We start from the raw sequence: 14,485 nt of genomic DNA on the forward strand, positions 1-14,485 counted from the left end.
GTCACCGCCGCCCCCACTCCCGCGCCAGCAGTTCGTAGCCGCGGACCCGGTCCGCGTGTTCATGAGTGATCGTGGTGATCAGCAGTTCGTCGGCCCCCGTCGCGTCGCGCAGGACCTCCAACTGGTCCGCGACGCTCGCGGGTGAGCCGACGAACTGCGTCTCGGTGCGGTCGGCGACCAGTTCCCGGTCCGCCGCGCTCCAGCGGTGCGCGCGGGCCTCGTCGGGCGTGGGGAACGGGATCGCACCCTCCGCCCTGCCGCCGGACCGGCCGAGTCCGAGGTCGAACCGGCCGGGGTGCAGCGCGTCGAGCAGTCCGAACTCCTCGACGGTGGACAGGGCGGTGCGGTGGCCGAGTTGTACGGCTCCGGAGCCGAGCCGAGCCGAGCCGGATCGTGGAGGTGGCGGCGGCGGTGAGGGCGAGCACGACCGCCGGGGAGGTGCCCGCGACGCCGGGGTTGAGGTGGTGCTCGGCGAACCAGTGGCGGGTGTAGCCGAACCGCTCGGCCCGATGTGCCGGGTCAGTGGTGCCACCCGGGCGGCGATCAGTACGGCGTCGAGCCTGCCGCGTACGCGATCGGTGCGGCCGTCAGGCCCGCCGGGTCCGCCGGGTCCGTCCGGTCCGCCGGGTCCGTCCGGGCGGGACGACTGGAGGCTGGGGGAGTCCTCGATGGTGACGAAGTCAGCAGGCCGTGTTCGGCCTCGGCGACCAGATCGGTCCTGTACCGCGCGATGAACGGTTCGGCGGGGCGGGCGGTGGGCTCCCGCCAGGCGGCGGGGTGCCAGCCGGCGCCGTCGAGGGCGACGGCCGGATGGAGGGGCGGAGCGGACAGGGCGTCGGACGTACGGGCATGGGAGGTACCGCTTCCTGCTGTCCGGGAGTACCTGAACTCGCCTGAACTCGGCGGAATGGACACGCGCGCCGGACAGCGGTCACCCCTGGCGGGAGCGGCGGGGGTGGTACGTCAGAAGGCGGTGCGCGGTGGGGCCGTGTGCCGCGTGGCGGCGTAGACGTACGCCGGACACAGCGCGCCGACGACGCGCAGCAGGTCGATGTGGCGCCGCGAGTACATGCCGTCACCGTAACTCCGCACCCCCGTCCGCGACAATGCCGCCCGCGACGGCCGGACGGGCCGGGGGCGGCTCAGGCGCCCTCCGGCGTGAAGACCGTGCCCTGGTGGAAGTAGAGGAGCCAGCGGTCACCGGTGAGCATCCACAGCGAACTCCGGTGGGCCAGGCGCCCCTTGTGCTCGGTGTCGAACGTCAACAGCACGACGTACGGGGCGAGTTCGACGCCCCGCATCTCGGACGTCGTGACGGGCCTGGCCGGGGGCGCGTCGTGTGCGGTGAGGGCGGCGATGACCGACTGCCGGTCCCAGCGCCGGCCGGACGAGCCGAACTCGGTGAACCGCGGGTGCAGCAGTTCCCCGATCAGCTCCGCCGACGAGCGGACGACCGGGTCGAGGAGGCGCAGTTCGGCCTCGATGGCGGCGACGACCGCGGGCGAGTCAGCCATGGGTCAGCTCCACCAGTTTCACCACGGTGTTCCAGTTGCGGCTGGTGGCGATGGTGCCCTTGTTCAGACGGGGCTTGGAGAGCGCCGCGGCGAGTTTGGAGCGGCCGAGGCCGTCGGGGGCGTACAGATACAGCGCCCGGTCGCCGAGCCGGAACTCCTCGGGGAGGTACGACTCCTGGTCGACGGCGGCGAAGCGTTCGGGCTCCACCGGCCGGGAGAAGTAGGTGACATGGAGTTGTTTGCCCTGGAGCGCGGCGGCGGGGAAGGGGCAGGCGTCGGCGACGGCCTTCAGATAGGTGGCGTCGCGCACCAGACAGTCGACGGTGAAGCCGAACGTCTCCTGGATGGCGTCGCCGAGTGCGGCGGCGAGCGCGGTCTCGTCCGCGCCGGTCGTGTCGGTGAAGACGGCGTTGCCGCTCTGGAGGTACGTCACGACGTCGCGGTGGCCGAGGCCGGCGAGCACGTCGCGCAGAGCGGCCATCGGGACCTTCCGGCTCCCGCCGACATTGATTCCGCGCAGCAGCGCCGCGTACGTGGTCGTCGTCATGGGTCCACGATAGGTCGGTGGGCGTCCCTGGCCGGTCCGGCATACCGCTGCGGAACACCGCTCCGGATCACCGCTCCGGGTCACCGCTCCGGCATGCCGAAGGCGGTCGCCGCGCCCCGTGGGGGAGAGCGCGGCGACCGCCGGTCGAGGGCTGTCGATGCGTACCGGTTACTCGACGACCTTCAGCAACTTGTTCGCGGTGCCCGGGTCGGCGTCGCTGATGGCATCGGGCGTGGCCCCTTCGGTCAGCGCCGTGGCGACGTCGGCCGGCGCGGCGTCGGGGTGTCCGGCGAGGTACACGGCGGCGGCGCCGACGACGTGGGGGGTCGCCATCGACGTACCGGAGATGGTGCTCGTGCCGGTGTCGCTGTCGTTCCACGCCGACGTGATGTCGGAGCCCGGGGCGTAGATGTCCACGATCGGGCCGTAGTTGGAGAAGTACGACTGCGTGTCGTCGACGGCGGACGAGGCGACCGTGATGGCTTCCCCGACACGGGCCGGGGAGGTCGTTCCCGCGTCGCCGCTGTCGTTGCCCGCCGCGACGCCGAAGGTGACGCCGGAGGCGATGGCCTTGCGGACGGCCTCGTCGAGGGCGGGGTCGGCGCCGCCGCCGAGGCTCATGTTGGCGACGGAGGGGCCGGTGTGATTCGCGGTGACCCAGTCGATACCGGCGACGACCTGCTCGGTGGTGCCGTTGCCCGTGTCGTCCAGGACCCGGACGGCGACGATCTTCGCCTTCTTGGCGACGCCGTGCGAGGCGCCCGCGACGGTGCCTGCGACGTGCGTGCCGTGGCCGTTGCCGTCGTCGGCGCTGTCGTCGTTGTCGACCGCGTCGTAGCCGAGGGACGCGCGTCCCTCGAAATCGGCGTGGCTGACGCGGACTCCGGTGTCGATGATGTACGCCGTGACGCCCTCGCCCGCGCTGTCCGGGTAGGTGTAGGCGCTGTCACCGGCGGTCGCGGTCTGGTCGATCCGGTCCAGGCCCCAGGACGGCGGATTGTCCTGGGTGGCGTTGATCGAGAACTGCTTGTTCTGGACGACCTTGGAGACGGCCGGGTCGGCGGCGAGGCGCTTGGCCTCGGTGGCCGAAAGACCGCTGGCCGAGAAGCCGTTGATGGCGGCGCTGTAGGTGCGGTTGAGCTTCCCGCCGTACTCCTTGGCGAGATCCTTCTTGTTGGCCTTCTGGTCCAGCATCACGATGTAGCTGCCCGCGACCGCGCCCTTGGCGTCGGCCCCGTACACCGTGCCGAGGGGGGTGGCCGCCCCCGCCGTGGGGGAGGTGAAGGCGGTGATACCGGCCACGGCTGCCACCGCGGTTATCGCCGCGGTGAGTCTCATCCGGGCGGCACGCTTATGAGCTGTCATGAAGAGGGTTCTCCTCGTGAGCATTTGTGGGGGGATAGCTCGCCGGACGAAGAGCTTCCGGCGGGCTGGTTCGAAACCCTGGCCGATTGTCGCGCTCAGATCAAGACCTTCAGGCTGCTGTGACTTAGAAAACAACATTTCGTAATACGAAATCGGCCACGGGTGCGCAACTCGGACCGAGCCCCCGATCCTCTTCTGTGACGGGATAGTCGCAAGGGCCTTCCATCCCTCTTGTCGGGGATGTGACCACCCCATGAGGAGGAGAGCAGGGCCTCTCCGGGTCACCGGGGAGCAGGACGAGAAGGCTGGAATCCGCCCATGAATTCGAGTCGGAGAAGCAGCGCGCTGCGGCCGGTTCGGGAGTTCGGCGACTCGCTGCCCATCGTCCAGACGTACGAGCGGGTCAACGAGGCCTTCCCTGAAGGCGCCGACCCGGCGCAGGTCGTGGTGCGGTCGGACGACATCAACGCCGCACCGGTACGGCAGGCGCTCGCCGACTTCCGTGAGCGGGCGGTGAGTTCGGGTGCCTCGAAGGGACCCCGTCGAGATCTTCACGAACGACAAGCAGAACGTCGCGATCATCGAGGTGCCGCCGGTCGGCGGCTCGGACCAGAACCGGGCCGAGAAGAGTCTGGGGCTGCTGCGGGACACCGTACGGCCCGACACGTCCGGCACGGTCGACGGCGTCGAGGCGCCGATCTCCGGCCAGGTCGCCGGGTCGAAGGACTTCAACGACCAGCTCGCCGGGGCCGTGGCGCCCGTCTTCGCCTTCGTCGTGCTCTTCGCCTTCGTACTGATGCTGCTCTGCTTCAGGTCGCTGACGATCGCGGTGACATCGATCGTGCTGAACCTGCTGTCGGTCGGCGCGGAGAAGGAGACGGCTGAGCAGTCCGACGCCGGTGGCGAGCACTACCCGGAAGGCGGGCGAACGGCCCGATCCCGTACGGGTCTTACACACCCCGTCACTCCCCCGTACACACCGCGCCGTGCGCCCGGCCGGCCTCCACCGGCCGGGCGTACGGCGCCGTGCCGCACATCAGGAGCGTGCCGTCGGCAGCGCGGCCTCGATGATGTCGGCCGCCTGGCGTGTACCGCCCTCCTTGGCCATGTCCCGCTTGGCCTCCTCGCCCCTGCGGGCGACCTCGGGGTCCGCCACGAGCGTGGTGACCGCCTCCCGCAGCGCCTGCGCCGTCGCCTCCTCCATGGAAAGGCGCCGCGCGACACCGAGCGAGACCAGCGCGTCGGCGTTGCCGAACTGGTCGACGGCCAGCGGTACGGCGACCATCGGCGTACCGGTCGCGAGTCCTTCCTGGCTGCCGCCGGCGCCCGCGTGGGTGATGAACGCGTCGGCCTTCTTAAGGATGGCGAGCTGCGGCACCCAGGAGTGCACCTCGACGTTGCCGGGGATCTCGCCCAGTTCGGACGGGTCGACGAACTTGCCGATCTGGAGCACGACATGCCAGCCGGCCAGACCGCCGAACGCCTCGACGCAGGCACGGTAGAAGGCGGGCTGCTTGGTGTTCGCCGAGCCCAGCGAGACCAGCAGCACCTTCTCGGCCCCGGCCGGCCGCTCCCACTCCCCCTGGTCGGCCCGCTCCCCCTGGCACGCGCCGACGAAGGTGAAGACGGACTCGTCCACCCGGTCGGCGAAGAGCTGAAGTGCCTTCGGGATCAGCACGATCGCGCGGTCCGGATGGGCGACGAACCGGTCCAGGGGCAGGTCCATGCCGTTCTCGTCCAGCCAGGCCTGGAAGCGGGTGAGGTAGGCGCTGCCCCGCTCCGACTCGGCGAGCAGGGCGTTCTGAGGAGCGCCGACCTCGTCGTCGTACCCCTCCCAGGCGACCAAGTTCGGTGCGAGCTGGAGATACGGCACGCCCCACCGGTGGGCCAGGATCGGCGCGGGGTACGACGTGATGTCGCTGATGACGAGATCGGGGCGGTCGTTCTCGAAGGCCTCGGCCAGTTGGGGCAGCGCCTGCGTCCCGTCGGTGAGGAACGGCTCCAGGTTGTCGACCAACTCGGGACCCCACGCGTCGGGGTCGTCGTCCATCGGCAGGGTGGAGGTGTAGATCACCGGCTCGGCGCCGGTGGCGGCGATCTTCTCGGCGAAGGAGGCGGGGATGCCGTAGCTGACGCGATGCCCACGGGCGACGAGCTCCCGGATGACTTCGAGACTCGGGTTCACGTGCCCGTGGGCGGCGATGGAGAACATGGCGATATGGGCACGCTGTGGTGAGGTCATGCCCACACCGTAACATCAAACGAGACGAGACGTCTCGTTCAGCTCCGTGTGCAGGGTCAGCCACGCCCGCGGCGGTACGTACGCGACGATCTCGGCGCGGCCGACCCGCGCCGCGTCGAACGCCGCGTCGAGCCGTCGGCGCGGGTGGCCGGCCCGGCGCAGCGACGCGTACAGCGACCCGCCGACCCCGGCGAAGCCCACCTCGACCAGCCGCCGGTAGTCGGCGAGTTCGGCGGCGGGCAGCAGCGGACGCGGACGCCGCTCGACGCGCAGGATGCCCGCGTCCACGCGCGGCACCGGACGGAACTCCCGCCGTCCGATCCGGCCGGCCAGCCGCCACTCGACATGGGGCCAGGTCAGCACCGTCCGCAGCGACCAGCGCCCGAAGTCCCCGGTGCGCTTGCGGGCGTATTCGAGCTGGGTGATGAGCGTCGCCTCGGTCAGCGCGGGCGCGCGCAGGCACCAGTCGACGATGTCGGCGGTACGCGAGAAGGGCACGTTGCCGACGACGGCGAAGGGTTCGCGCGGCGGGGGCACGCCGACGAAGTCCCGCTCGTACACCCGCACATGGGGTGCGCCGGCGAGGCCGGCACGGAGCCCCGGGACGAGCCCGGGGTCGATCTCGTACGCGCGCAACTCGCGGCAGTGCGGCGCGAGCGCGGTGGTCAACGCGCCTTTTCCGGGGCCGACTTCGAGCAGCAGTCCGGCCGGGTCGGGGCGGGCGGTGCGTACAAAACGGGCGGCGGTGGCGCGGTCGGTGAGGAAGTTCTGCGAGAGCGTGCGGGATCGGCGCTGCTGCGAGCTGCGGGCCATGGCCTGCGTCCTGTCTCCTGAAAGGGCTTCGTGGGCAGACGAAGGCCCTGACCGGAGCAGGGTGAGGCAGCGCACGGATCATGGATCGGTGCGCGCGGGGGGACGCCGAATGTCAGCTGTCGAAGATCCCCGGCCCGGTCAGGGCACCGGGGGTGCGCCGCAGCCGGGAAAAGGCGGCGACGGAGCCCCGGAAGGAGCCGGTCTCTACGATCGCCATGAAGTTGCTAGCCATGTCCCGGACGCTAGACGAACCGCAGCGTCTCGCACAACCGGGATTTCGTACCAGGAGTGAAGGGGTCATGGGACTGCCAGTGGCGCATTTCGAGATCGTCGGCGCCGCCCCGGCGAGGTTGCGCCCCTTCTACGGAGAGCTGTCCGGGTGGGAATTCGACCTGGGTGACGCGAGCACACCGAAGGTCTCGCGGCCGGGCGAGTAGGGCTTCGTGAACGGCGCCGCGAATCCCGAACCGGGCGAAGGTACGAGCGGCAACGTGCCCGGCATCAACGGCGGCGTCGCCGGCGGGGCGGACTTCCGGCCACAGGTCCTCTTCCCCGTCGGCGTACCCGACATGGAAGCCGCGCTCGCCGACTACCACACGCCGGCCCGCCTCGAAGCGGGCCGCCCCGACTCCCCGTAGCGATCAGCACTTTCGACGGCGTACACATGGCCGACGGTACGGTCGAAGAAGACGCCCTTCCTGACCGGGAAGTGGACCGGCCCACGCGATCTTGTCGTTGATCGAGCCGCGGATCGGCCGCAGCGGTTCGCCGCCCGGTGCGTCGAGGCGCGGGATGGAGCCGAGCACGCCGTGCGCGTACGGATGGGAGACTTGGGCCTGCCCGGCGGGAGTCCGGCGGGGAGATCGAGGAGAGTTCGATGGACGAGGCACGGGCGCGCGCCGTACTGGCCGCCACGGGGCTGCCGCACAGGATCCCGAACGGGCCGTCGCACGACGCCGAGCTGCTGGCGCTGGGCGAGAACGCGGTGTTCGGCGTCGGCGATCTGGTCGTCAAGGTCGGCCGGAGCCTCGCCGACGCCCCGGAGCTGCTGGAGCGCGCCGAACGTGAACTGGCCGTCGCCGACTGGCTGGCGGAGCGCGGCGTCCCCACCGTCCGGGCGGCCGAGCCCAAGGCGCTCACGGTGGACGGCCACCCGGTCACGCTCTGGCGGCGGCTGCCCGACGCCATACGCCCCGCGGGCCCGGCCGATCTGGCGGAGCTGCTACGGCTCGTCCACGCCCTGCCCGCCCCGCCCTTCGAACTGCCCCGCAGGGAGCTGCTGGGCGGTGTGGAGCGGTGGCTGCGGATCGCCGGCGCGGCGATCGACCCGGCCGACGCCGACTATCTGCGCGAGCGCAGAGACGGCTTCGCCACTGCCGCCGCCGCGCTCACCGCGCACCTCGCGCCCGGCCCCATCCACGGTGACGCGCTCCCCCGCAACGTCCATGTCGGCCCGGACGGACCGGTCCTGGTCGACCTGGAGACCTTCTCCACCGATCTGCGCGAGCACGACCTGGTGGTGATGGCGCTCTCCCGTGACCGGTACGGCATGGCCCCGGAGGCGTACGACACCTTCACCGCCACCTACGGCTGGGACGTACGCGACTGGTCCGGCTGCGCCGTGCTGCGCGGCGCCCGCGAGACGGCGAGCTGCGCGTGGGTGGCGCAGCACGCTCCGACGAACCCGAAGGCGCTCGCCGAATTCCGCCGCCGGGTCGCGTCACTGCGCGACGGTGACACCGAGGTGCGCTGGTACCCCTTCTGACGGCCCGGCAGGCGGTTGAAGGCCCTGAGCTGAGTCTGTCGTTCTACCCGTTCTCCATCACTGGCCCCGGGGCACAGTGCTCTTCGACAGCGCATGTCAGGCGTGGCATAGCATGCGCGGGATGAGCTGTTGGACGGCGTACATCCTCCGCGACGAGAACGGCAGGTGCCTGGTCACCGCGGAAAAGCAGAGTTGGCGGAACCTCGGCCGTGCGGAAGACGTCGCCGGCATCTTGGAGATGGTCCGGCGCACGGGCATACCGGCGGACGACGAGCGCGCGCTCGACTTCGTCAACACCTGGCACTGCCAGGCCGTCGCGATCGACATGATCGAACGCCGTGTGCGCCACTTCCAATGCGGTAGCCCTCTGGGCGGCGCCGTCCATACCGACAGCTTCGCGGCGTGGGTGGCGGCGGCCCCGGTGTGGTCGGGGTGGGACGTCAGGTACGCGTGGGGCGGTCGGCAGGAACTTCTCGACGCCGTGCCCCAGGCGGCACCCGCTGTGGCGCTCGACGACCCGTCCGAGGCGGACGTCCCACTGGACGTCCCACCAGCCGCCCTGTGTTCGCGCGACGAATGGTTCGTCGCGTGGGACGCCGGGCGGCACGAGATCACCGTGCGGTACGCGGAGACTTCTGCGGACTGGTTCCAGTCCGACTGCTCGGTCATCAGTGTTGTCCGGCCCGACAACGCGGTGCTGGACTACCGCCTGGATTACTGGAACGTCGTCGACTGGCTTGCACGCCACGGTGATTCGGCGCTTGCGGCGCTGTCGGCGGAGGCCCCTTACCCGCTGCCTGACGAGACCGCCGTTGATCGATGCGCGGGTGTGGTCCTCGACATGGCGGCTCGGTGTGTGCGCTACTGGACAACGGACATGGTTCCCCCGGCAGCGCACGAGCGGGTGGTCGCCGCGTGGCCGGGGTGGCGAACGGAACGCCTGCCGTACGGCTATCCGGGCCACCTGGCCTGCACCGGCCGAGTGGACCACGACGTCCTCAGCTCACCCGAGCAGCTGCTCGCCGACGGCTGGGACGAGTGCCTCCTTGCCCACCGGGACAGTGGCCTCCAGACTTTGGCGGTCCCCGCCGACACCGTGCGAGCCTGCAGCATTGTGGTGGCGGAGGATTGAGGTATGCGAGCCGTCCAGGCGCCGACGGTCGACGGTCACGGCCTTGCCGGGCTCTTCCCGGATCGGTTGGATGCCTCGCCCTCGGTACGGACAAGGCATTGCGGGAGCCGGGCACGTGCTGATCAGCGCAGTCATCTCTGCCGAGGAATGAGCGGCCAGGCCGGCTCGACGACTGCCGTCGGGTCCACGGCGCGCCGCAGATATGCCTGCAAAGAGGCCGACTGCTCGGCCGCCGCCCGCACCTGAAGGTCATGCAGATCCGCCAACGGCATCAGTCCCACGGGCTGGTGCTTCTCACCCAAGCGTCGCACCACCCGGGCGGCAGCCACGGCGTCCGCCCTCGCATCGTGCGCGTCATCGAGCGACACCCCGTAGTGAGCACAGAGCGCGTGGAGAGCCCGCTTACCCTTCCGGTACTTGTCCACATGCTTGTCGATCACCAGCGGATCGATGACGGGCGAAGGCACGCTGCCCAACCGCTCACTGATCGAATCGACCGCGTGGCGCCGACACTCCCGATCCAGCAGTGACAGGTCGTAGCGTGCGTTCATCACGACCAGAGGTGTGCCAAGACGCAGCCCCTCGGCAACGGCCTGTGCGATCTCCTCGATCGCCGAAGCCGCCAATACCCCGTGTTCGCGGGCATGTTCCGTCGAAATCCCGTGAATCGCCGATGCCTGCTCGGGTATGGCCACTCCGGGATTGAGCAGCCAGGTTCGTTCCTCGGCGACGGCCCCGTCCGGATCCAGCCGTACGACCGCCGCTGTGACGATACGGTCGGTCTCCACGTCGGTGCCCGTGGTCTCCAGGTCGAAGGCCATCAACGGCCCACTGATCCAGCTCGTCACGCGGCCCTCATTCCCGCGTGGACCGTCAGCCGACGCCGCGCCTCCCCATGGAACACCCGAGACGCGTCTTGGGTGCGTGGACAGAACGACGTGCCGTACGCCACGACCGGCACTCCCCGCGTCCCGTACCCGGCCGGCGTCGACGCGATCTCGTCCGCCGCCTCACGCGCGGGCCACTCCTCCACCGCGCCGTCGCGCACCGCGATCACCGCAGCCGTCACGATGCGCGCCTCCAGCGGCTCCGTGCCGGTCGTCTCCAGATCGAATCCGACCAACGGCTCCCCGTGCCAGCCCATTCCGGTCCTCCCTCACGCTTCTCCCCGTTCGACATTCACCTTCGCACGCGGCACTGACAACGCCGGGTGGAGCGCGACGCGGTTGACGCGGCTTCGGCACATCAGCGCGGCGCCGCAGGCGCTCACGTCAGGGCGTCAGGGCGTTCGCACGCCGTCAGGAGACGGGGCGCGAGTCGGCCCACACCGACTCGAACTCCTCGCGGTACGTCTGGAACAGCCCGTGCTCCGTGTCCTGGCCGACCCGCACCACATCGCGCCCCGCGCCGCGCAGCACCAGCACCGGCGCCTCCATGCCGCGCGCCCGTCTCAGGTAGGACTGCACGACCGCGAGCCCGTCCGGGCCGTCCCCGTCGACCAGATACGCGGTGAAGCGCGGGGTCTCGTCGAAGACGTGGATCTCGAAGGCGCCCGGGTCGCGGAGCCGGGAGCGGACCCGGCGCATATGGAGGATGTTCATCTCCACGGAGCGGCTCAGCTCGCCCTTCTTGAGACCCAGTTCGCGTTCGCGGCGCTTGACCGAGCTGCTGGCCGGGTTGAGGAAGAGCAGCCGTATCCGGCAGCCGGACTCGGCCAGCCGTACGAGGCGCCGGCCGGAGAAGTTCTGCACGAGGAGGTTCAGGCCTATCCCGACCGCGTCGAGGCGCCGGGCGCCGCCGAAGAGGTCTTCGGCGGGGATCTGCCGCTGGAGCCGTACCCGGTCGGGGTGGACGGAGACCACGTCCGCGTACCGGTCGCCGACCAGGTCCTCCACGGCGTCCACCCTGAGCCGTTCGGCGGACGGTACGGCCGTTCCGCTGCCCAGGATCTCCAGCAGCCGCGCCGAGGCCCGCTCGGCCTGCGCGAGGACGGCCTCGGACAGGGCCCGGTTGCGGGAGACGACGTTACGGGCGACCTCCAGTTCGTCGAGGGCCAGCTCGACGTCGCGGCGGTCGTCGAAGTACGGCTGGAAGCCCGGCCAGTGCTGGACCATCAGCTCCCGCAGTTGCGGGAGCGTCAGGAAGCTCAGGACGTTGTCGTCGGCCGGGTCGAGCAGATAGCCCTTGCGGCGCGAGACCTCGCGGACGGCGACGGCGCGCTGGACCCACTCCTGACCCGCCGGTCCGGCGGCGGCCACCACCCAGTCGTCGCCGTGCACCGGCTCGTAGATCGGCTTGAGGATCGCCGAGACGACGGCTCGGAGCCGTTGTTCGACAAGATTCAGCCAGATGTAGGCCCGGCCGGCCCGCTGGGCGCGCGTGCGCACCTCGGTCCAGGCCTCCGGACCCCAGTCCAGCTCCGCCCCGATCTCCATCGGCCGTGCGAGGGAGACCGCTCCGGGCGGGATGTCGCCGGAAACCCCCTCATGACCTGGGTCACCTGGGGGTAGCTCCAGCCCTCCCGAGCTCACCCGCGCACCGCCTTCCCTCCCCTTTCAACGATCAAGGAAGGGTACTGCGCAAACGGGAGGAGGTGCAGCCGGATGCACAGGCTCGTTTCTCAACTCCCCTGGTGCGTGGGGGCGTTCTGTGTGCCGATCTCGGCCGGAGTGGGATGATTCATAGTGATTGGCCCTGGTGACGGATGGTCGGCCAAGGGGCGGCGTATGGTCTGAATCCGGCCATATGCGACGTGGGGACACGGTCCGGCAACGGGGTGGCGCTCCGGGAACCCGAAGTTGACCCGCCCGACCGGACCGACCGCTTCCGGCCCGGCTTCCGCACCGGCCTCCTAGGAGGTTGCGCTTCTTTCGGGGAGTATCGGGGAGGTATCTGATCGAAGAAGGCCCCAGCACCCGGATCAGAAGTGGAAGAGTCATATCTATGCAGGTCTGGCCGGGACAGACGTATCCCCTCGGCGCCACGTACGACGGCGCCGGAACCAACTTCGCGGTCTACTCAGAGGCCGCGCACCGGATCGAGTTGTGCCTCCTGCACGACGACGGTTCAGAAACGGCGGTGGAGCTCCGCGAGGCGGACGCCTTCGTCCGGCATGCCTATCTGCCGGGCATCATGCCCGGTCAGCGCTACGGCTTCCGGGTGCACGGGCCGTACGAGCCCGCGAGCGGGCAGCGCTGCAACTCGGCGAAGCTGCTCCTGGACCCGTACGCCCGCGCGATCAGCGGCAGCATCGACTGGAACGAGTCGGTGTACGGCTACCACTTCGGCAAGCCGGACTCGCGCAACGACATGGACTCGGCGCCGCACACGATGACGGCCGTCGTGGTCAACCCGTACTTCGACTGGGGCGACGACCGCCGCCCGCGGACCGACTACCACCGCACCGTCATCTACGAGGCCCATGTGAAGGGCCTGACGATGCTGCACCCGGAGCTGCCGGAGGAGCTGCGCGGTACGTACGCGGGGCTCGCCCATCCGGCGGTGATCGAGCATCTGACCGAACTGGGCGTCACCGCGCTGGAAATAATGCCGGTGCATCAGTTCGTCAACGACCACCGGCTGGTGGACGCGGGCCTCAACAACTACTGGGGCTACAACACCATCGGCTTCTTCGCCCCGCACAACACCTACGCCTCCTGGGGAGACCGGGGCGAGCAGGTGCTGGAGTTCAAGCAGGCGGTGAAGGCGCTGCACGAGGCGGGCATCGAGGTGATCCTCGATGTCGTCTACAACCACACGGCCGAGGGCAACCATCTGGGCCCGACGCTCTCCTTCCGGGGCCTCGACAACGCCTCCTACTACCGGCTCGGCGGCGACAACCCGCGCTACTACACGGACACCACCGGCACCGGGAACTCGCTCCTGATGCGCAGTCCGCACGTGCTCCAGCTGATCATGGACTCGCTGCGGTACTGGGTGGAGGAGATGCATGTCGACGGCTTCCGCTTCGACCTCGCCGCGACACTGGCCCGCCAGTTCCACGAGGTGGACCGGCTGTCGTCGTTCTTCGACCTGGTCCAGCAGGACCCGGTGGTCAGCCAGGTGAAGCTGATCGCCGAGCCGTGGGACGTGGGCGAGGGCGGCTACCAGGTGGGGAACTTCCCGCCGTTGTGGACCGAGTGGAACGGCAAGTACCGCGACACGGTCCGCGATCTGTGGCGGGGCGAGCCGCGCACCCTGGCGGAGTTCGCGTCCCGGCTCACCGGCTCGTCCGACCTGTACCAGGACGACGGGCGGCGTCCGCTGGCGTCCATCAACTTCACCACCTGCCACGACGGCTTCACCCTGCACGACCTGGTCGCCTACAACGACAAGCACAACGAGGCGAACGGGGAGGGCAACAGGGACGGCGAGAGCCACAACCGCTCGTGGAACTGCGGGGCGGAGGGCGAGAGTGACGACCCCGAGGTGCTGGAGCTGCGCGACCGTCAGGTGCGCAACTTCATCGCGACGCTGATGCTGTCCCAGGGCGTGCCGATGCTCAGTCACGGCGACGAGTTCGGCCGTACGCAGGGTGGCAACAACAACGCGTACTGCCAGGACAACGAGGTCGCCTGGGTGCACTGGCCCGAGAAGGGCGACGAGAAGAACAAGAGTCTGCTCGCCTTCACCCAGACCATGGTCTGGCTGCGGCGCGACCATCCGGTCTTCCGGCGGCGGCGGTTCTTCCACGGCCGGCCGGTGGAGGGGACGCACGACGAGCTGTCGGACGTCTCCTGGTTCACCCCTGAGGGTGAAGAGATGATCCAGGGCGACTGGCAGGCGACCGACGCGAAGGCCATGACGGTCTTCCTGAACGGGCAGGCCATCTCGGAGCCGGGACCGCGCGGCGAGCGGATCTGCGACGACTCGTTCCTGCTGATGTTCAACGCGAGCGCGCAGAAGCTGGAATTCGCCGTGCCCGCGCATCAGGGAAGCCAGTGGCGGATCGTCGTGGACACGTCCCGTCCGGAGGGTGTGCCGCCGGGCGACGGGCCGAAGGTGGACGCGGGCGAGCGCGTCACGATGATCGGCCGCAGCATGACGGTGCTGATGCGGTCGGTGTAGGCGAGGACCGGGGCGGGGCGCGACCGGGGCGAGTTCCGTG

14 protein-coding genes and 4 pseudogenes are annotated in these 14,485 nt (G+C 70.1%); 6 read left to right on the forward strand and 12 right to left on the reverse strand.

From position 1 onward, the window contains the following. Nucleotide 1: 1 nt before the first annotated feature. The 6 genes and pseudogenes from OG700_RS06230 to OG700_RS06255 all read right to left on the reverse strand — a co-directional run. A pseudogene (locus OG700_RS06230) lies at nt 2–521 on the reverse strand (LLM class flavin-dependent oxidoreductase); the annotation flags it as partial. Further along, nucleotides 506–831, reverse strand: a pseudogene (locus tag OG700_RS06235) (FMNH2-dependent monooxygenase); the annotation flags it as partial. The pseudogenes OG700_RS06235 and OG700_RS06230, both read right to left, overlap by 16 nt. Before the next feature lie 132 nt (nt 832–963). Then, nucleotides 964–1,071: a putative leader peptide gene (locus tag OG700_RS06240; protein WP_405610097.1), complete on the reverse strand. Its 108-nt coding sequence runs from the start codon at nt 1,069–1,071 to the stop codon at nt 964–966. A gap of 71 nt (nt 1,072–1,142) precedes the next feature. Next, on the reverse strand, nt 1,143–1,514 hold the full coding sequence (locus tag OG700_RS06245; protein ID WP_405610100.1) for a DUF4440 domain-containing protein: 372 nt from the start codon (nt 1,512–1,514) through the stop codon (nt 1,143–1,145). Further along, a complete protein-coding gene (locus tag OG700_RS06250) occupies nt 1,507–2,061 on the reverse strand; it encodes a DUF1697 domain-containing protein (RefSeq protein WP_405610103.1) in 555 nt (184 codons plus the stop codon). Before OG700_RS06250 ends, OG700_RS06245 begins: the two co-directional genes overlap by 8 nt. Nucleotides 2,062–2,229: 168 nt before the next feature. Next, on the reverse strand, nt 2,230–3,426 hold the full coding sequence (locus tag OG700_RS06255) for a S8 family serine peptidase (protein ID WP_405610106.1): 1,197 nt from the start codon (nt 3,424–3,426) through the stop codon (nt 2,230–2,232). Between the two features lie 357 nt (nt 3,427–3,783). On the opposite strand from OG700_RS06255, the pseudogene OG700_RS06260 reads away from it, so the two are divergent. Continuing rightward, a pseudogene (locus OG700_RS06260) lies at nt 3,784–4,294 on the forward strand (MMPL family transporter); the annotation flags it as partial. 168 nt (nt 4,295–4,462) lie between these two features. On the opposite strand, the gene mgt reads toward OG700_RS06260, so the two are convergent. After that, complete coding sequence (mgt, locus tag OG700_RS06265) at nt 4,463–5,668, reverse strand: macrolide-inactivating glycosyltransferase (RefSeq protein ID WP_405610109.1); 1,206 nt, start codon at nt 5,666–5,668, stop codon at nt 4,463–4,465. 15 nt (nt 5,669–5,683) lie between these two features. Next, complete coding sequence (gene erm, locus OG700_RS06270; RefSeq protein ID WP_405610112.1) at nt 5,684–6,481, reverse strand: ErmE/ErmH/ErmO/ErmR family 23S rRNA (adenine(2058)-N(6))-methyltransferase; 798 nt, start codon at nt 6,479–6,481, stop codon at nt 5,684–5,686. Nucleotides 6,482–6,780: 299 nt separating this feature from the next. Between erm and OG700_RS06275 the strand changes: the two genes are divergently transcribed. Next, the gene (locus OG700_RS06275) at nt 6,781–6,918 is read left to right on the forward strand and encodes a hypothetical protein (protein ID WP_405610115.1); all 138 of its coding nucleotides are present in this window, start codon (nt 6,781–6,783) and stop codon (nt 6,916–6,918) included. Between the two features lie 6 nt (nt 6,919–6,924). Then, entirely contained in the window at nt 6,925–7,119 is a 195-nt protein-coding gene (locus tag OG700_RS06280; RefSeq protein WP_405610118.1) for a hypothetical protein, read from the forward strand. Nucleotides 7,120–7,197: 78 nt separating this feature from the next. On the opposite strand, the pseudogene OG700_RS06285 reads toward OG700_RS06280, so the two are convergent. Beyond that, nucleotides 7,198–7,317: pseudogene (locus OG700_RS06285) on the reverse strand (ABC transporter ATP-binding protein); the annotation flags it as partial. Nucleotides 7,318–7,358: 41 nt separating this feature from the next. Between OG700_RS06285 and OG700_RS06290 the strand changes: the two are divergent. Then, nucleotides 7,359–8,246 (forward strand): phosphotransferase enzyme family protein, encoded by an 888-nt coding sequence (locus OG700_RS06290; protein WP_405610121.1) that lies wholly within the window; start codon nt 7,359–7,361, stop codon nt 8,244–8,246. A 121-nt stretch (nt 8,247–8,367) separates the two neighbouring features. Beyond that, entirely contained in the window at nt 8,368–9,378 is a 1,011-nt protein-coding gene (locus OG700_RS06295; protein WP_405610124.1) for a hypothetical protein, read from the forward strand. A 131-nt stretch (nt 9,379–9,509) separates the two neighbouring features. Here OG700_RS06295 and OG700_RS06300 read toward each other — a convergent pair whose 3' ends face one another. The 3 genes from OG700_RS06300 to OG700_RS06310 all read right to left on the reverse strand — a co-directional run bounded on the left by OG700_RS06300 (nt 9,510) and on the right by OG700_RS06310 (nt 11,909). Beyond that, nucleotides 9,510–10,226, reverse strand: coding sequence for a 3'-5' exonuclease (locus tag OG700_RS06300; protein ID WP_405610127.1), 717 nt, complete (start codon nt 10,224–10,226; stop codon nt 9,510–9,512). Next, nucleotides 10,223–10,522, reverse strand: coding sequence for a hypothetical protein (locus OG700_RS06305; protein ID WP_405610130.1), 300 nt, complete (start codon nt 10,520–10,522; stop codon nt 10,223–10,225). Before OG700_RS06305 ends, OG700_RS06300 begins: the two co-directional genes overlap by 4 nt. Nucleotides 10,523–10,676: 154 nt before the next feature. Further along, nucleotides 10,677–11,909 (reverse strand): SAV2148 family HEPN domain-containing protein, encoded by a 1,233-nt coding sequence (locus OG700_RS06310; RefSeq protein WP_405610133.1) that lies wholly within the window; start codon nt 11,907–11,909, stop codon nt 10,677–10,679. Nucleotides 11,910–12,321: 412 nt separating this feature from the next. Between OG700_RS06310 and glgX the strand changes: the two genes are divergently transcribed. Beyond that, entirely contained in the window at nt 12,322–14,445 is a 2,124-nt protein-coding gene (glgX, locus tag OG700_RS06315) for a glycogen debranching protein GlgX (RefSeq protein WP_405610136.1), read from the forward strand. Nucleotides 14,446–14,485 lie beyond the last annotated feature (40 nt).

It is taken from the genome of Streptomyces sp. NBC_01508, assembly GCF_045040315.1.
Taxonomy (GTDB): domain Bacteria; phylum Actinomycetota; class Actinomycetes; order Streptomycetales; family Streptomycetaceae; genus Streptomyces.